Below are 17,907 nucleotides of genomic sequence, written 5' to 3' on the forward strand. Positions count from 1 at the left end.
TGTCCGATTCCCGGTCGAAGCGGGCCGAGCGATCTTGCTTTCGCTTTCCAGGTCCTTCGCTTTCGCGTTCTCCCTTTCCGGCGAGTCCGACTCTACCAGATCCTTTCGGGCCTGATTCCCAGTCAGCGGGGTTTGTCTTCCCGGCTGTTGGGCCGTTCCGACGAGTGAGACTTTAGCGGAATACTGCGCCCCGACGCCAATCGGGGTGCGTCCCTTCGAACGCGGATTCCTCATTCCTCGTAGGCGCACGAAAAGGCATGCGACACGAGGTCGCGTCCTGTCGTGGTTACTGCGGAATGGCTGTCCGGGGACCGACCTGGGTCGGCGCTCACGTCGGACAACTCGGAGCACACTACGGACGTGCGCGGGGCGTGTCAACCCCCGGCCGGGGGTGGCGGAGACCGGGGGTGGACCGCGGGCCCGGGCGGGTGTCAGCCGTTGCCGGAGGCCAGCTCGCGGCTGCGGTCGCGCGCTGCTTCGAGGGCGGCGATGAGGGCCGCGCGCACCCCGTGGTTCTCCAGTTCGCGGATGGCGCTGATGGTCGTGCCGGCCGGGCTGGTGACGGCCTCGCGGAGCTTGACCGGGTGCTCGCCGCTGTCCCGGAGCATGACGGCGGCGCCGATCGCGGCCTGGACGATCAGGTCGTGGGCCTGGGCGCGGGGCAGGCCGAGCAGGATGCCCGCGTCGGTCATGGCCTCGACCAGGAAGTAGAAGTAGGCGGGGCCGGAGCCGGAGAGGGCGGTCGCCGCGTCCTGCTGGGACTCCGGCACGCGCAGGGTCTTGCCGACGCCGCCGAAGATCTCCTCGGCGGCGGCGAGGTGCGCGCCGGTGGCGTGGCTGCCGGCCGAGATGACGGACATGCCCTCGTCGACGAGGACCGGGGTGTTGGGCATGACCCGCACGACCGGGGTGCCCGGGGTGAACCGGTCCTCGATGAACGCGGTCGTGATGCCCGCCGCGGCGCTGATGACCAGGCGGTCGGCGGCGACGTGCGGTGCGAGCTCGTCCAGGAGCTTGCCCATGTCCTGCGGCTTGACCGCGAGGATGAGGATGTCGGCGCGTCCGGCCGCCTCCGCGTTGGTGACGGACTCGACCCCGTACCGCGTGTGCAGTTCCCGGGCCCGGTCGCCGCGGCGGGTGGTCACCAGGAGGTCGGCCGGTCGCCAGCCCGCCCGGATCATTCCGCTGAGCAGGGCCTCGCCGATCTTGCCGGTGCCGAGGACTGCGACTGTCTGGGTCATGCGTTCACCCTCCGGGCGGTTGGGCTGGGCTGTGAGCCGGCTTCCTGGTTCCGGCCGGCGTCCCGTCATCCTCGCATCGGGTTCTCACGGCGTACGGCGGCGGAGGGTGATCGCGCCGAGGCAGAGGACCAGGAGGGCACCGCCCGCGACCACGGCGATGTCGCGGACGAAGTCTCCGGTGACCGCGGGGTGCTCGACGACCTGGTTCATGCCGTCGACGGCGTACGACATGGGCAGGACGTTCGAGACCGCCTCCAGGACGGGGTGCATCGCCTCGCGCGGGGTGAACAGGCCGCACAGCAGGAGCTGGGGGAAGATCACCGCCGGCATGAACTGGACCGCCTGGAACTCCGAGGCGGCGAACGCGGAGACGAACAGGCCGAGCGCGGTGCCGAGGAGGGCGTCCAGCAGGGCGACCAGGAGCAGCAGCCATGGTGAACCGACGACGTCCAGGCCCAGCAGCCAGAGGGAGACGGCCGTCGCGAGCGCCGACTGGAGTGCCGCGACCGCGCCGAAGGCGAGGGCGTAGCCCGCGATGAGGTCGCCCTTGCCGAGCGGGAGGGCGAGGAGGCGCTCCAGGGTGCCGGAGGTGCGTTCGCGCAGGGTGGCGATCGAGGTCACCAGGAACATCGTGATCAGCGGGAAGATGCCGAGGAGTGAGGCCCCGGTCGAGTCGAAGGTGTGGGGGCTCCCGTCGAAGACGTACCGGAGCAGGGTGATCAGCAGGACCGGGACGATCAACAGGAGGGCGATCGTGCGGGGGTCGTGGGCCAGCTGGCGCAGGACGCGGCCCGCGGTGGCGGTCGTGCGGGACAAGGTGAGCGGGCGGGGCGGGGCGGCCTCGCCCGCGGTCGGCGGCGGGGCGGGGGCGGGCGTGGTGGCCGTCATCGGAAGACCTCTCCGGTGCTGGGCGCGGCGGCGACGAGGTGGAGGAACGCGTCCTCGACGGTCTCCGTGCCGGTACGGCGGCGCAGCGCTTCGGGGGTGTCGTCGGCGAGGATCCGGCCGTCCCGCATCAGGAGGAGGCGGTGGCAGCGCTCGGCCTCGTCCATGACGTGGGAGGAGATGAGGAGCGTGGTGCCGCGGTCGGCGGCCAGGCGGTGGAAGAGGTCCCACAGGTCGCGGCGGAGTACGGGGTCGAGTCCGACGGTCGGCTCGTCCAGGACCAGCAGTTCCGGGGTGCCGAGCAGGGCGACGGCCAGGGAGACGCGGCTGCGCTGGCCGCCGGAGAGCGCGCCGGCGAGGGCGTCGGCGCGGCTGGTGAGGTCGACGTCCCCGATGGCGCGGTCGACGGCGTCGCGGCGGGCTCCCCGGTGGGCGCGGCCGGGGTGCAGGACGGCGGCGAAGTAGTCGAGGTTCTGCCGGACGGTGAGGTCGGTGTAGACGGAGGGCGCCTGGGTGACGTATCCGATGCGGGTGCGCAGCGCGGGGTCCCCGGCGGGGCGGCCGAGGACGTCGAGGGCGCCGGTGGCTCTGGCCTGGGTGCCGGCCACGGTGCGCATCAGCGTGGTCTTGCCGCAGCCCGAGGGGCCGAGGAGGCCGGTGACGCGGCCGGGGCCGACGGTGAAGTCGAGGGCGCGCAGGACGGTGCGGTCGCCCCGGGCGACGGTGAGGCCGCGGGCTCGTACCGCCGGGGGCGGCGGGGTCCTCGGGGGGTCGGGCGGGGCCGGCCCGGGCTCGTAATTCATCACGTGATGAATTCTTCTCCCGACAGAGCGGCCCGTCAAGGGGCGACGGCGCGCCGTCCCCCGTCCGGTGGAGTCGCCCCCGTCCGGAGACCTGCCCGGATCACCCTCGTACCGCGGTTCTCACCCTTCTGCCGGGCTGCCGGCGCTCCGTGCCGCCGGGCCCCGCGATCCGGGGGCCCGGCTCCGGGCCGCGGTGTTCAGCGCAGGCCGCCCATCGCGAGGGTCTCCGGGTGCGCCCCGGCTCCGCCTCCGGCGACGAGGTCCGCGAGGGCGTCCCCGATCCCGGTGGAGTGCTGGAGGCCCCGCGCGCCGCTCCCGCCGGCGATCGTCAGCCGGGCGTCGCCGTCCGGGCGGCCGAGAACGAAGGGCCCGCCCGTCGCGCGGGTCGTCCAGGAGGCCGCCGCCCTGGCGGGCAGCCGGTGCAGTCCCGGCAGCTTGGAGGGAAGCAGCCTGGTGAGGCCGGACCAGTCGTCGTACAGGACGGACGGGTCCACGTCGTCGGGGGCCGTCGGCTTGGCCGCCGCCCCCGGGTCCTCCAGGCTGAGCCTGATGTCCTGGTCGCCCTCGGCCCCGCCGCCGTGCAGGACCCGGCCGTCGTCGAACTCGCGCACGAAGACGGGGAACTCCTCCAGCGTGAAACCGGCGTCCGGTTCGAGCGGACGGAACCAGGTGACCGGCGCGCGGTACGTCTCCAGCGGGATTCCGGGGACCAGCGACGGCAGCCAGGGTCCGGCCGTCACCACGACCCGCCGTACCCGCACGTCCCGCTGGGCCGAGCGCAGCACGACGCCGCCCTCGACGAGTTCGATCGCGGTGATCCTGCTGTACTCGAAGACCCGGGCTCCCGCGGTCCTGGCGGCGGAGACCGCGGCGTGGACGGCGGCCTCCGGGCGGAGCAGTCCGGCCGTGGGCTCCCACACGCCGATGTGGTGGTCGGGGACTCCGGTGTGGCGCGGGTACTGGAAGCGGAGCGCCCGGGCGGAGAAGGTGCGGACATCGATGTCGTGCTCGCGCGCCGTCCGCAGGGCGCCCCCCGCCGTCGGGCCGTCCTGCGGGCCGACCACCAGCCCGCCGGAGGGGACGAGCAGCCGTGTCCTGGAGGCGTCCTCCAGCTCCGCCCACAGTTCCCGCGAACGCCGGGCCAGCGCGACGAGTCCCGGATGCTCGGAGCGGCTGAGCCGGAACATGAGCGAGCCCGCCTGCCGCGAGTCGGCGCCCCGGCCCACGGCGGATTGATCGAAGCCGAGGACGTCGACGCCCCGGGCTGCCAGCCGCCACAAGGCCGAGGCCCCCCACGACCCGAGTCCGACGACGGCCGCCTCCGCGTCCCAGCGAGTCATGTCATGCGCTCCTGTCCCTGCCGTCACGGTGCTTGGGTACAGCGAACACGGCGCCGGCGTGCGGGGCGTGAGTAACGGGTACTCAGCTTCCGGAGTACTCACTTCCGTGCCGCCCCACGGCCCCGAAGGCGTCGTGCGGGCGGATTCACCGGGCGGCGCCCCACGTGCGGAAGACCGCGGTTTGAGTACCTGAGTACTCACGATGCGGACCACGAAGACGTGATGGCCTCGGTGTTGCGGCACCGTGCAGGCCGCGCGGACCGGTGGAGGCTGTGATGCAGTTCCGTGTACTGGGTGCCCCTGAGATCTACGACGATGTCAGGCGGCGGAGCATTCCGTTGAACAGCCCCAAGCAGCGCGTGCTGCTCGGCGTGCTCCTGGTGCGTATGGACTCCGTGGTTCCCACGGACACACTGATCAACGAACTGTGGGGGCGCAACGCCCCCGACAAGGCGGTCAACGCCTTGCAGGCGCACGTCTCACGGCTGCGCCAGCAGCTGATCGAGGCGGAGCCCCCGAGGGCGAACACACCGCGTCTCATCGCTCGCGGGGCCGGCTACCTGCTCCAGGCCCGGCCCGAGGAACTCGACAGCGTGCAGTTCCGGTTGCAGACGGCGCGGGCGCGACGGCAGCTGGCGAAGGACCCGGAGGCCGCCGCCGGCCTGCTGCGCAGGGCGCTCGGGCTGTGGCGCGGGGCGGCGCTGGACGGCGGATCGCACGGTCCGCTGTGCGCGGGGGTCGCTGCCCGGCTGGAGGAGGAACGCCTGGCGGCTCTGGAGGACCTGTGCGACGCCTCGATCCGGCTCGGCCGGCACCGTCAGGTGATCGGGCGGCTGGAGGAGCTGGTCTCCGCGCATCCGCTGCGGGAGCGGTTTCGCGACCAGTTGGCGCTCGCGCGCCGGCAGGGCGGCGCGTCGACGGTCCGCAGGCTGCGCGCACCCGAGGGCGACCGCGGCACGGGGAGCGCGCACGGTTCCGCCGTACGGCAGATCCACGAGGCGGGCCACGGCCGGGGCGGCCCCTGGGCGCTGGAGCACCCCGCGGACGACGGCGTCGGGGACCACGTGCACCCGCGCGAGGAGGGGGACGACCTGGAGCTGGTGCGGCTGCGCCGCCGGGTGGACCAGATGACCGCCGAACAGCGGTCGATGCGGGCGGAACTGGACCGGCTGACGGCCCTGGTGGAGCGGGGCGGTTCGGCCCAGCGGCGGGACTCCGCCTGAGTGGGCCCGCAGGCCGGCGCCCGCCGCCGCGGCCCCGGTCGCGAGCGGCCCGTCAGTCTGTCAATGACGTGTCAGGTATGCGCTTCGGATCAGCTGATCGGACGGTGGGCGCTCCTAAAATTCGGATCGCCGAAGAATCGCACGCACAGTGAGGAGAGGAGATTCCCGTGGCCGTACTGCATGAGACTCATCGGGGCGCCGGAAGTCCCGATCAGGTGTGGAAGGCGCTGCTGGACATCGAGGCGTTCCCCTCGTACATGGGGGGCGTCAACGAGGTCGAGATAACCGGCGAGAAGGACGGCCGTCGCGAAAGCAGCTGGGTGGTCGAGCTCAAGGGCTCCGAAATGGAGTGGGAGCAGGAGGACGTCATCGACGCCGAGCGTCGGCGGGTCGAGTTTCGGCAGGTGGAGGGCGATCTCGCGCTCTACGAGGGGTACTGGCAGGTCGTCGACGACGCCGAGGGGACCGGCCTGGAATTGAAGGTGGAATTCGACATCGGTCTGCCGATGGTCGCCGAAATGATTCACCCCGCTGTGGCCAAGGCGCTTGAGGGCTACCAGCGGGACATCGTCGGCCAGAGCGTCTAGGGGGAGAGTCATGAGTGAAGTTCGTGCGGGCGATGCCAAGGAAACATTTCGGCGGGTGAAGAAGCACTTCTCTCCCGCTCTTTCGGTGGCCGGAAAGTTCAGCGGGCAGGGCGCCGTCGAGGCGTCCTCGGACGGCTGTCGGGTCACCTTGTCGGACGGCCGTTCCGTGCTGGACTTCGGCTCGTACGCCGTGGCTCTGCTCGGGCACCGCAACCCGGCCGTGGTCGACGCGGTCCGGACGCAGCTGGACGTTCTGCCCACCTCCACCCGGACGGTGCAGAACCCGGCGGCCCCGCTGGCCGCGGAGAAGCTGACCGGGTACCTGGGCGGGACGCTCAACCGGGTCTACTTCGGATGCGGCGGCGCCGACGCCGTGGAGGTCGCGCTGAAGCTCGCCCGGCTGGCGACCGGCCGTACCACGGTCGTGGCCGTCGAGGGCGCGTTCCACGGGAAGACTCTCGGGGCGCTCTCCCTGACCCACAACGACAGGTTCCGCACCGGACTGGAGCCGTTGCTGCGGGACGTCGTGCACATCGACCCCGATGACCCGGAGGCGGTGGCCCGGGTCATCGCCGAGAGGGACGTCGCGGCCGTCTTCTTCGAGCCGGTGCAGGCGGAGAACGGCGTACGCGCCCTGGACGAGGGCGTGCTGGCGCGCTGGTGCGCCGACGCGCGGGAGCACGGGGCCTTCGTCGTCTCGGACGAGATCCAGGTGGGGCTGCGGCGCTGCGGCGCACCGTCGCTGGCGCTGGAGGCCGGTCTGCCGGTGGACGCCGTCCTGCTCGGCAAGCCGCTCGGCGGCGGTGTGGTGCCGGTGTCGGCGGCGGTCGGCAACGACCGGCTGTTCGCCCCGCTGCTGGCCGACCCGATGCTGCACACGGCGACGTTCAGCGGTCACCCCCTGGGCACGGGGGTGATCCCCACGGCTCTGGCCACCATCGAGGAGCACGCCGAGAACGGCGTGCGGATCGCCGCGGCGCTGTCCGCCGGTCTCGCCGAGATCAAGGACCGCCATGCCGGCGTGGTGACCGAGACGCGCGGCCGGGGGCTGCTGTGGGGCATCGACTTCACGACGGCCGAGATCTCCGGCAACGTGCTGGCGGCCCTGGCCGGCAGCGGTCTCGTCGTCTCCCCCTGCATCAGCCGCCCCACCACGGTGCGGCTGCTGCCTCCGATCATCGCGTCGGACGAAGACGTGAAAGAGGCCCTGTCACTGCTCGACGGGGCGATAGCCCAGGCCGCCCGCGTCTGAGGCCGTCCCTCCGACGCCGCACGGATCCGGGGACCGTGTCCCGGGAAAGGAACGAAGAAGACTGATGACTCCGCCCACGTATGCGGGAATCGCCGAGGAGTTCGCGGAGGATGTCGTGCTCGCCGACGACATCACCGGTTTTGAGGCGAAGGACCCGAGCACGGTCTCCGAGGTGCTGCTCACCGGCGCTACCGGCTTCCTCGGGAGCTTCCTTCTGAAGGACCTGCTGGCGCGCGGCCTGACCGTGCACTGCCTGGTACGGGCCGCCGACGCCGAGGCGGGTCTCGCGCGACTGCGGAAGACGCTCGCCTCCTACGAGGTGCTGGACCAGGTGGACCTCTCCCGCGTCCGGGTCGTGACCGGGGACGTCACGCGTCCCCGGCTCGGCATGGAGGAGGGCGCGCACGCGGACGTGACCGCGCGCATCGGCGCGATCTACCACTCCGCGGCCAAGGTCAACTTCCTCACCCTCTACAAGTGGCTGCGCAAGCCGACGGTGGACGCCACCCACGAGGTGCTGCGACTGGCGTGCGCCTCCGGCGCCACGCTGCACCACGTCTCGACGACCGGCATCTTCGAGCCCAAGGAGCACGAGACCCCGCGCAAGGAGTCGGACCCGACCGGGCCGCCGGAGTCCCTGTCCCTCGGCTACACCAAGAGCAAGTGGGTGGCCGAGCAGTTGGTGCGCGAGGCCGTGCGTCGCGGGGTGCCGGTGACCATCCACCGGCCGGGCCAGGTGTGGGGCGATTCGACCACCGGGGCCTGCCAGCCGAACGACTTCGTGTGGCGGTTCATCAAGGGGTCCATCCAGGCGGGCGTGTATCCGCGACGGTTCGGGCTGGACATGAACATGGTGCCGGTCGACTACGTCAGCTCCGCGCTGGTCGCCGCCTCCCGCGACGCCCGGTCGACGGGACGGGTGTTCCACCAGGTGAGCGCGCGTTCGCTGGACTCGGACCGGATTCTCGAACTCGTCCGCGGCGCGGGGTACGAGATCAAGGAGGTCAGCATCCTGAAGTGGATGAAGGCGGTCTCGGCCGATGTGGAGAACTCGATGTTCCCCCTGATGCGGCTCATCGTGGACCTGGAGCGGTTCGAAGCCGCGGAGTTCTCCGACGAGGAGACCCGTGCGTTCCTGAGCGGCTCGGGGGTCGTCCGTCCGGAGATCGACGAGGCGTTGTTCTCCACCTACGTCTCCTACTTCGTCCGCCAGGGCACGCTGCCCGAACCGGTGGCGGCCGCCGTCGGGGCCGGCTGACGCCCCGCCCCCGGGGCGCGGGGCGACCGCACGGGGCGGTGGCCGACGAGGTTTCTCGTCGGCCACCGCCCCGCGTCCGCCGGCCGGTTCCCCGGAGGGGGTCAGGTCATCCGGCCGGCAGCCGGACGCTGCGGCCCAGCGCCTCCTGGCCCGGGGAGCGGTGCAGTGCCTGCCGCTCCGTGATGCCCAGTTTGTGGTAGATGCGGTGCAGGTGGTTCTCGACCGTCCGCACCGAGACCACCAGCCGGAGGGCTATGTCGCGGTTGGACATCCCCGTGGCGGCGAGCGCGGCCACCTCCCGTTCCCGGGGGGTGAGCGGGGCCATGTCGCCGCGGTTCTCGTTCACGATCCAGGACGGGAGGGTGCCGGTGCCGCCGCGGAGCAGGTCCTCGCAGGTGGCCCACGCCTCCCTGCCCTTGCGGCGCTGTCCGGCGGCCCGGTGGGCGCGGGCCGCCTGGGCCGCCGCCTCGGCGGCGAGCGGCAGGGCGCCCATCTCCCCGAACTGCCGGGAGACCTTGGTGAGCGCGTTCCCGTCGGCCTCCGCCAGCGCCTGGATGTGATCGGACATCATCCGGGCGGTGGCGCCGCCGCACCGGGCGGCGAACTGCCGGGCCCGGGACCGGAAGCGGTAGGAGGCGTTCTCCTTGATCCGGGCGACCAGGTGCAGGGCCGCGAGGGCGGTGGGCGTACGTCCTCCGGCCTCCGCGCGGTCGGCGAGGTCGAGGGCGGCGGACGCGGCTCCGGAGTAGTCGCCGGTGTGGGCGAGGACCAGGGCCCGGTCGTAGGCGATCTCGTCGTCGGCGATCGGGTGGGAGACGGCTTCGCGCTGCACGGTACGGGCTTCCACCAGCGTGCGGAGGGCCTCCGCGTGCTGTCCCGCCTCGGCCAGCGCGCCGCCCAGCTGGGCGAGTGTCCAGGCGCGGGTGACCGGCCATTCGTGGCCGGTGTCGAGGGCGACCGCCTGCCGCAGCTGCGCCACCGCCCGCTGGGGTTCGCCGCGGAGCCTCAGCAGCCGGGCCCGGGCCAGGACAGTCTGGAGCAGCATCGGCCAGCGGTCGGCCTCGTCGTAGCGGCGCGCCGTGTCCAGCACGTCCGCGGCTTCCCGGAGGTTGCCCGTGTGCCAGAGGCAGCGGGCGGCGAGGGCGACCATCAGGGCCGCCGCCTCGGGGTCCCAGTCGAAGGAGGACCCCCGGTAGCGGCTGAGCAGCTCCAACGCTCCTGACGGGTCGCCGAGTTCGGTCCGGGCGAGCACCACCACCGGGACCAGTCCCTGGGTGACGGCCTGCTGGGCGTCCCCCGCGCCCAGGACCGCTTCCCCGATGTCGACGGCGTCCCGCAGCCGGTCGGACATCACGGCGATCAGGGCGCGGCTGCCGTGCAGCACTCCCGCCTGCCCCGGCCCGACGGCGGCGACGGCACGGTCCAGTACCGCGCCGGCGTCCTTGACCCGCCGCAACCGCCAGGCCAGGTTGACGACCCGGGCGTGCACGGCGGCGACGTATTCCGCCTGGGGTATGTCCACCGCGGTGCTCAGGGCCGTGTCGAAGACCGCCTCGGCCTCCTCGTGGCGGCCCTTGCCGATGAGTACCTCGCCGAGCATCAGGGCGGCCCGGAGGGAGTCCTTGGGGGTGTCCGAGCGCTGGATCGCGTACGACACCATGCGGCACAGGGCCTCCGGGCCCTCGCCGGCGTCGGAGACCGGGCCGCCGTGCAGCAGTCGCTGTCCCGGGTCGACGGCGCGCAGGGCGAGCAGGCAGAGCCGCTCGGCGAGGTCGTGGATGCGCCGGCGGATCGCGGTGCGTGCCGCGATGAGCAGTTGTTCGCGTTCCGGCAGCAGTCCCGCCTCGATGCGGAGCGAGACGACGCGCAGGACGTCCTCGGGGAGCCGCGAGCCCGTGGCCTCCATCGCGTCCGCCACCTGTCGGCGCAGCCGCTGGGCGGTCAGGTCGGACATCCGGGAGGAGACCACCACCCGGCTGAGCGGCACGGCCAGCCGCAACTCTACGCGCGTACCGTTGTAGCGGACGGCCACGATGCCGCGCAGGTCCAGGGACTCGGCCGCGTGCGCGAGTCCGGACGCCGCGGCGATGTCCATCTCCAGCGGCTCGGCGACGGCCAGCATGTTGACCAGTTCCCGCTCGTCACGGCTGAGGTCGCGCAGTCCGAGGCGGATGAGTTCGGACAGCCGGCGGCTGGGCGGGTGGGTGAGGCCGTCCCACACCCAGACTCCGTCGACGCAGCGCAGGGACTTCTTCTCGACGGCGTGGTCGACGAGTTCGCGCAGCACCAGCGCGTTGCCGTGCGTGGCCGACCACAGGCGTTCCAGGGTGGCCGCGTCAGTGTGGCCGCCGAGCCGGGCGTGCAGGACGTCCCGGAGCTGCGCGCGGTCGAACGGCGCCACGTCGACGTGGTCGATGAGCCGGTCGACCCAGAGTTTGTCGATGCCGGCGGGCGTGTGGACGTCCTTGCGGCTGGTGGCGAGCACGCTGAGGCGGCCCGCCGCCACGAGCCGGTGGAGCCGGTGGCCCGACGCGTCGTCGACGAGGTGGGCGTCGTCGACGCCGACCAGCGGGCGGTCGGACGCCGAGCCGCTCAGGTTCGCGGGTTCGATCGAGGCGATGCATTCGCCGAGCGATCCGTACCCCTTCGCGCGGGCGCCGCTGCTCCAGCTCGCGCCGCCGACGGAAAGGACGGTGCGGCCGGCGTCGGACGCGCGTTCCAGAGCGGTGGCGAGAAGTAAGCTTTTGCCCACCCCGGTTCCGCCCACCAGGAGCGCTCCGCCGCCGCGCTCGAGAGCCTGCTCGATATCCTTGAGCTCGGTCTGTCTGCCGGTTATGGGCCAGTGGAATAGAACCTCTGTTGACATCTGAATCTCATGCCCCCGCAGGAAGAATGTCAGCACTCTCAGGTAATGCTCCGTAGCCCCGTGACCTGTCCGCCTTGTGTCGGTTACGTAAACACCGCATGTCATGCGACTCAGGCATGGCCGAAAATCTCGCCACATCTGTCAATACAGGTCATCTTTAGTCAAATTCTGACCATGGGGCCAACGGTTTCGGTCAAGTATAGACCGGCACCTTGAAAGCAGAGCTGACAGCGACCTGACGGGACCGAGAAAGTCAAACTGCCTGATAACCGGGGCCGCCGGCCACCGGAAGGAACTCGGACAGGCAATATCGACCGGCAATCCTTACTTCGCTTCCGGTGGACTGCTATCAGTGACTTTTCCTCACCTTCTCGCCCATTGGCATATGCCATGACCTGATATCACTCCAGCCGCTCGCCCGGACGGCACTCGCCCCCGGAGCGGGGGCATCCGGGGACGAGTGGTTCGTGGGCGGGCCGCCGGGGCCCGCCGTCAGGCCGGCCGGGCGGCCAGTCGCCAGCGCCGGGCACGGCTGCGCTGCGCCCAGAAGGAGGCGTACCGGCCCTCGCGCGCCATGAGTTCCTCGTGGGTGCCCTGTTCCACGATCCGCCCCTCGTCCAGCAGCAGGATCTGGTCGGCCGCCGCGACGGTCTGCAACCGGTGCGCGATGACCAGGAGCGTCCGCCCCTCCGTCAGGTGGCCCAGCGCTTCCTGCACCGCCCGCTCGTTCTCCGGGTCGAGCGACGCGGTGGCCTCGTCCAGCAGCACGACCGGCGCGTTCTTCAGGATCGCCCGCGCGATGGAGACCCGCTGGCGCTCACCGCCGGAGAGCAGCGCGCCGCCCTCGCCGACCTTGGTGTCCCAGCCGAGCGGCAGCCGGAGCGCGATCTCCTCGACCCGGGCGAGCCGGCCCGCCTCGCGGACCTCCTCGTCCCCGGCTCCGGGACGGCCCAGCCGGATGTTCTCCAGGATCGTGCCCTCGAAGAGGTAGACGTCCTGGAAGACCACGGAGATCTTCGACATCAGGACCTCCGGGTCGATCTCCCGGACGTCCACCCCGCCCATCCGCACCACGCCGCCGTCCACGTCCCAGAACCGGGGGATCAGCTTGCTGACCGTGGTCTTTCCCGCCCCGGACGGTCCGGCCAGGGCCGTCATCGTGCCCTCCGCGAGCTTCAGCGACACCCCCGACAGCACCTGGGTGCCGTCGTAGCCGAAGTCCACGTTCTCGAACTCGATGTCGTGGCCCCGCGGTGTGAGGGGGTGGGCCGGCTGCGGCAGCCGGGGCTCGGCCAGCAGCGCGGAGATCCGGTCGAGGGCCGCCCGCGCGGTGCGCAGGGTGGACCCCAGGGCCGCGGCCTCCGCGATCGGCTCGGTGAAGCGCGCCGCGAGCACCAGGATCGCCAGCAGTTTGGCGATGTCCAGGCCGCCGTCCAGCGCCAGGTACGTGCCGGCCACCAGGACCGCCGTGAAGGCCGCCTGGACCACCAGGGCGAAGCTGACCAGCCCGGGCACGCCGGTCATCAGCACCCGGCGGGACGCCTCGTGCTGGGTCGCCAGCGCGGCGTCCAGCCCCTTGCCGCCGGAGCCCTCCGCGTTGCGCCCGAGCACCCTCAGCACCGGCTGGAGCTGGGCGAACTCGACGACCTTTCCGCCGGTCTCCGCCTGGGCGGCGCTGCGGGCCTCGTCCGCGGTACGGGTGAGACCGGTGCTCCACCGGTAGACCACGACGATCAGCGGCACCGTGAGCGTCGCCGCGAGGGCGAGCCGCCAGTCGAAGAAGTACATGAGGACGACGACGGTGGCGGGGGTGACGAAGCTGGTGACCAGCGGCCTCAACAGGTGGGCGGGGACGCCCATCACGTCCATGACGCTCTTGGTCGCGAGCTGTCCGAGCCGGCCCACCCGCTCGGGGCCGAACCACCCCAGGGGCAGCGAGGCCACCTGGTCGCCGATCCGGTTGTGCAGCATCCGGGACAGGGTGGCTCCCGCGTCGAAGCCGGTGCGCAGGGAGTCGTAGTAGGCGATGCCGTAGAGGGCGGACACCCCGAACAGCGTCCACAGCCACGGCCAGACGGCGTCCGGGTCCGAGCCGAGCAGCGCCTGGAGGATCGGTACGAGCAGGGCGAAGGCGACGCCCTGGAGGACGGCGCAGACGACCAGCGCGGCGATCATCCTGCGGAGGGGCCGGTTGTGCTCCGGTCCCACCAGCTGGAGCAGTTGACTGATCATCGGCCCGTTCCTCCCGTTCCAGCGGTGGCGGCCGGGTCCGGGGCGTCCCCGCGCGGCTGCCAGACCGTGCTGCGTTCGTGCGCGTGCCACATCCGGGCGTACCGCCCCTCGCGGGCCACGAGTTCGGCGTGCGTACCCGACTCGATGATCTCTCCGTCCTCCAGGACCACGATCCGGTCCGCGTCGACGACGGTGGAGAGCCGGTGCGCGATCATCAGGACGATCTTGCCCCGGGTCAGCTCGGACAGGGCCTCCTGGACCTCCGCCTCGGACTGGGGGTCCGCGTAGGCGGCGGCCTCGTCCAGGACGATGATCGGGGTGTCCGCGAGCACCGCACGGGCGATGGAGACCCGCTGGGCCTGGCCGCCGGAGAACCGGGCGTCCTCGCCGACCACCGAGTCGTACCCGCGGGGCAGCGCCTCGATCACGTCGTGGACGCGGGCGGCACGCGCCGCCGCGATCACGTCCTCGCGGCTCGCGTCGGGCCGGGCCATGCCGATGTTGTCCGCCACCGAGGTCTGGGTGAGCCGGACGTCCTGGAAGACGAAGGCGACCCTGCGGTACAGGTCGTCCAGCGCGAGGTCCCGGATGTCCACGCCGCCGATGGTGATGCTGCCGCCCGTCACGTCGCCGAACCTCGGCAGCAGGGTGGCCAGGGTGCTCTTGCCGGAGCCGGAGGGGCCCACCAGTGCGGTCACCGTGCCGGGGGCGAGGTCGAGATCGATGCCGGCGAGCGCCTCCTTGTCCCCGTCGTAGCTGAAGCTGACGCCCTGATAGCTGACGTGGTTGCCCGAGGGGGTGAGCGGCTCCCGGGGCACCGGCAGTTCCTCGGCGTCCAGTACGTCACCGACGCGCGCCGCGGCCGCCTTGGCGAACCGCAGGTCGTAGCCGGCGTAGAAGAGGGCGAGCACCGGGGCGGTGAGGCCGACGCCCACCAGGGCGAACGGCAGCAGGTCCACTCCGGCGAGCCCGCCTCCCGTGACGAGGAAGGCGCCCCCGGTCACCACCGCCAGGAGGACGGCGATGGGCGAGAGGACCATCTCCGCGACCGCCTTGGAATGGATGGTGGAACGGACCCAGGACAGGAAGAAGGCGGCGAAGTCGTCGGCCGCGTCCCTGAACTTCTGGTGCGCCCGGTGGGTCTGGCCGAACGTCTTGACCACCGCGACGCCCTGGACGAACTCGACGGCACTGCCGTTGATCTCGCCCATGGCCCGGTCGTAGTCCGGCAGATGCTTGGCCATCTGCGCCATCGTGATGCTGTAGAGGCCCAGCCCGATGACGAGCGGGGCGACCGTCACGAGCGTCATCCGCCAGTCGACCCAGAAGAGGTAGGCCAGGGAGACCACCGGGACGACGGTCGCCGAGGTGATCTCCAGGACGGAGTGGGCGACCATGTGGTGCATCGCGTCCACGTCGTCCTGCACCGCCTTCTTCACGGTGCCGGAGTTGCGCTCGGAGAACCAGCCCAGCGGCACCCGGGCGAGCCGGGCCACCAGCCCGCGGCGGATGTGCGACTGGAGTTCGTTGTCGGCGAAGTGCGACAGGGCTCCCGCCGCCAGCATGAAGGCGAGCCTCACGAGCAGGGCGCCGGCGGCGACGGCCGTGATGGTCCACGCCCGGTCCGAACGGTCGGCCTCGTCGCCCAGCAGCACCCGTCCGAGTTCGGCGATGGCGATGAAGGGGACGACCCCGGCGATCGCCGAGACCGCCTGAGCCGCCACGGCCAGCCGTAGCTTTCCTTTGATCGGGCGCAGGATCTCGCCCAGTACGGCCTGTTCCGTGGCCATCCGGTCCTCCATGACCTCAGTTAGACACTGTCTAATGGATGTGACGAATGTACCCGACGAGCGGCGCGGCCGGTCGAGCGAGGCACACATTCCCGGCCCCGCCGGGTGAAGCACCGCCGCTGAGCGGGGCGCTTCACCCGGTGGGGGGCCGGCCGGCTCAGCGGCCCACGGGGACGCGCTCCTCGTCGGGCCTCTTCTCCGTCAGCGCCGCGTCGCCCTCCTTGATGCCGAAGCGCGCGTACACCTTCCGCAGGGGGCCCGGCGCCCACCAACTGGCGTGTCCCATCAGCTTCATGACAGCCGGCACCAGCAGGATGCGGACCACCGCCACGTCCAGCAGGATGGCGATCACCATGCCGACACCGAACAGCGTCATCGTGAGCACACCGCTGGTCGCCATCGCCGCGAGCGGCACGCACATCAGCAGGGCGGCGCTGACGATCAGCTTGCCGATGCTCTGCAGACCGGTGGCCACGGCCGCGGTCGGGTCGCCGAGCTGGTCGTACTGCTCCCGGATGCGGGACACGAGGAACACCTCGTAGTCCATGGAGAGGCCGAAGATCAGGGCGAACAGCATGATCGGCATATTGGGTTCGATGTTGCCGGTCGGGTCGAACCCGATCACATCGGCCAGGTGCCCGTCCTGGAACATCCAGACCAGGATGCCGAACGTGGCCGACAGCGACAGCAGGTTCATGGCGATGGCCTTGAGCGGCAGCAGCACCGAGCCGAAGGCCAGGAAGAGCAGGATGTACGTCGCGATGGCGATGTACAGCAGCATCCACGGCAGGACGTCGCCGAGCGCGTCCAGCGTGTCGTCGAAGACCGCCGTCTCGCCGCCGAAGTACACCGTGGCGCCCACCGGGCGCTCCACCTCGCGCAGGTCGTTCACCAGGTCGCGCGCCTCGGAGGAGACCGCCACCCCGTCGAAGCTGATGGAGACCCGGCCCGAGGAGCCCTCCATCCCGCTGATCTGGGCGTCCTTCGCCCCGGGCACCTTCGCGAGCCGCTCGGCGTACGCCTGGAGCGCCGCGCCCTGCTCCGGGGACTTCGCGTCACCGGAGAGCTTCAGCAGGGCGTCGATGGACTTGACGCCGTCGCCCTCGAAGTCGCGCTCCATGATGTTGTGGACCTGGCGGCCCTCCGCGCTGTCGGGCAGCTGCCGCGCGTCGTTGGCTCCGAAATCGATCCGCAGGAACGGCACCGCGAGCGCCAGCATCACCGCCAGGGCGACCACGGCGACGGCGACGGGACGGCGCATCAGACCGTGCGCCAGCCGGAACCAGGGCCCCTCGTCCTTGGCCGCGGGGGCGGGACCGCCCTTCTTGCGGCGCAGGGAGAGGGCGTTGACCTTCGGGCCCATCACGGCGAGCGCCGCGGGCAGCGCGATGATCGAGAAGAAGACGGAGAGGACGACCGCGGCGACGCCGCCGTAGGCCATGGACTTGAGGAAGGCGAACGGGAAGAAGGTCATGCCGAACAGGGCGACCGCCACGGTGATGCCGGAGACCATGACGGTCCGGCCGGCGGTGGCGACCGTACGCGAGAGGGCGTCCTCGCCGGTGTGCCCGGCGGCCAGCTCCTCGCGGTAGCGGCTCACGATCAGCAGGCCGTAGTCGATGGCCACGGCCAGGCCCAGGATCGTCACCAGGCTCATGGCGAACACCGACACGTCGGTGAACTGGGCGATGACCCGCAGCACCGCCATGGAGCCCAGGATGGACAGCCCTCCCACGAACAGCGGGAGGCTGGCCGCGGCGAGCCCGCCGAAGACCACGACCAGCAGAAGGAACAGGACGGGGAAGGAGAAGCCCTCGGCGACCGCGAGGTCTTCGCCGATCTGCTCACCGGCCTGGAATCCGGTGGGCACGGGGCCGCCGCGGAGGGTCTCGAAGCCCTCGACGTCCAACTGGTCCTTGATCTTCTTGTACGACGCCTCCTTGGCGTTGTCGTCGCTGCCCTTCAGATTCATCGCCACGTAGGTGGCGCGCCGGTCCTTGCTGACCTGGGCGGGCATCTGGGTCATCCAGAAGTGCGCAGACCCGGTCACCGACGACTCGGGCAGCGAGGAGATCTTGCCGACGACCGCCTCCTGGAAGGCCGGGTCGTCGACCGTCTTGTCCTTGCTGCGGTAGACCACGACCGCGTCCGGCGCCCGCTGCGGGAACGCCTCCTCGGCCAGGAGCGCCGCCTTGCGGCTCTCCGAGTTCGGATCCTCGAAGCCACCGGGCTTCATGTCGCCGAAGACGCCGAGGCCGTACACCCCGGAGAAGACAGCGAATACCAGTGTGAGGACCAGCAGGGGTTTACGCCCCCGATGGATGAACCGCCCCAATGTCTCGAACATCCGAACTCCCTAGATCGTCTTGCCTGTTCGCCGTGTCACAATCCCCAAGCTACGTCGACAGTAACAGCGTTATCAATACTCGT

General features: G+C 71.5%; 12 protein-coding genes. 4 read left to right on the forward strand and 8 right to left on the reverse strand.

The genetic code is table 11. From position 1 onward, the window contains the following. Positions 1–431 precede the first annotated feature (431 nt). The 4 genes from proC to ACIQMU_RS21670 all read right to left on the reverse strand — a co-directional run bounded on the left by proC (position 432) and on the right by ACIQMU_RS21670 (position 4,269). Positions 432–1,241 (reverse strand): pyrroline-5-carboxylate reductase, encoded by an 810-nt coding sequence (gene proC / locus ACIQMU_RS21655; protein WP_352243845.1) that lies wholly within the window; start codon positions 1,239–1,241, stop codon positions 432–434. A gap of 84 nt (positions 1,242–1,325) precedes the next feature. Further along, positions 1,326–2,129 carry an ABC transporter permease gene (locus tag ACIQMU_RS21660; RefSeq protein WP_352243844.1) on the reverse strand — a complete coding sequence of 268 codons (804 nt, stop codon included), beginning with the start codon at positions 2,127–2,129 and terminating at the stop codon, positions 1,326–1,328. Next, positions 2,126–2,932 carry an ABC transporter ATP-binding protein gene (locus ACIQMU_RS21665; RefSeq protein WP_402689482.1) on the reverse strand — a complete coding sequence of 269 codons (807 nt, stop codon included), beginning with the start codon at positions 2,930–2,932 and terminating at the stop codon, positions 2,126–2,128. The genes ACIQMU_RS21660 and ACIQMU_RS21665 overlap by 4 nt, the downstream gene beginning before the upstream one ends. A gap of 194 nt (positions 2,933–3,126) precedes the next feature. Continuing rightward, positions 3,127–4,269 (reverse strand): FAD-dependent oxidoreductase, encoded by a 1,143-nt coding sequence (locus ACIQMU_RS21670; RefSeq protein WP_352243842.1) that lies wholly within the window; start codon positions 4,267–4,269, stop codon positions 3,127–3,129. A 275-nt stretch (positions 4,270–4,544) separates the two neighbouring features. Between ACIQMU_RS21670 and ACIQMU_RS21675 the strand changes: the two genes are divergently transcribed. From ACIQMU_RS21675 to ACIQMU_RS21690, 4 genes are all read left to right on the forward strand, one after another. After that, positions 4,545–5,492 carry an AfsR/SARP family transcriptional regulator gene (locus ACIQMU_RS21675; protein ID WP_352243841.1) on the forward strand — a complete coding sequence of 316 codons (948 nt, stop codon included), beginning with the start codon at positions 4,545–4,547 and terminating at the stop codon, positions 5,490–5,492. 167 nt (positions 5,493–5,659) lie between these two features. Further along, complete coding sequence (locus ACIQMU_RS21680; RefSeq protein WP_352243840.1) at positions 5,660–6,079, forward strand: SRPBCC family protein; 420 nt, start codon at positions 5,660–5,662, stop codon at positions 6,077–6,079. Between the two features lie 10 nt (positions 6,080–6,089). Then, positions 6,090–7,331, forward strand: coding sequence for an aspartate aminotransferase family protein (locus ACIQMU_RS21685; RefSeq protein ID WP_352243839.1), 1,242 nt, complete (start codon positions 6,090–6,092; stop codon positions 7,329–7,331). Positions 7,332–7,395: 64 nt separating this feature from the next. After that, positions 7,396–8,589, forward strand: a complete 1,194-nt coding sequence (locus ACIQMU_RS21690) for a thioester reductase domain-containing protein (protein WP_352243838.1) — start codon at positions 7,396–7,398, stop codon at positions 8,587–8,589. A gap of 106 nt (positions 8,590–8,695) precedes the next feature. Here ACIQMU_RS21690 and ACIQMU_RS21695 read toward each other — a convergent pair whose 3' ends face one another. From ACIQMU_RS21695 to ACIQMU_RS21710, 4 genes are all read right to left on the reverse strand, one after another. Further along, entirely contained in the window at positions 8,696–11,341 is a 2,646-nt protein-coding gene (locus tag ACIQMU_RS21695) for a LuxR C-terminal-related transcriptional regulator (protein WP_402689483.1), read from the reverse strand. A gap of 606 nt (positions 11,342–11,947) precedes the next feature. Further along, positions 11,948–13,687, reverse strand: a complete 1,740-nt coding sequence (locus tag ACIQMU_RS21700; RefSeq protein WP_402689484.1) for an ABC transporter ATP-binding protein — start codon at positions 13,685–13,687, stop codon at positions 11,948–11,950. Then, entirely contained in the window at positions 13,684–15,477 is a 1,794-nt protein-coding gene (locus ACIQMU_RS21705) for an ABC transporter ATP-binding protein (RefSeq protein ID WP_352243833.1), read from the reverse strand. Before ACIQMU_RS21705 ends, ACIQMU_RS21700 begins: the two co-directional genes overlap by 4 nt. Positions 15,478–15,634: 157 nt before the next feature. Further along, the gene (locus tag ACIQMU_RS21710) at positions 15,635–17,824 is read right to left on the reverse strand and encodes an MMPL family transporter (RefSeq protein ID WP_352243832.1); all 2,190 of its coding nucleotides are present in this window, start codon (positions 17,822–17,824) and stop codon (positions 15,635–15,637) included. Positions 17,825–17,907 lie beyond the last annotated feature (83 nt).

It is taken from the genome of Streptomyces sp. NPDC091649 (assembly GCF_044756785.1).
Lineage (GTDB): Bacteria > Actinomycetota > Actinomycetes > Streptomycetales > Streptomycetaceae > Streptomyces.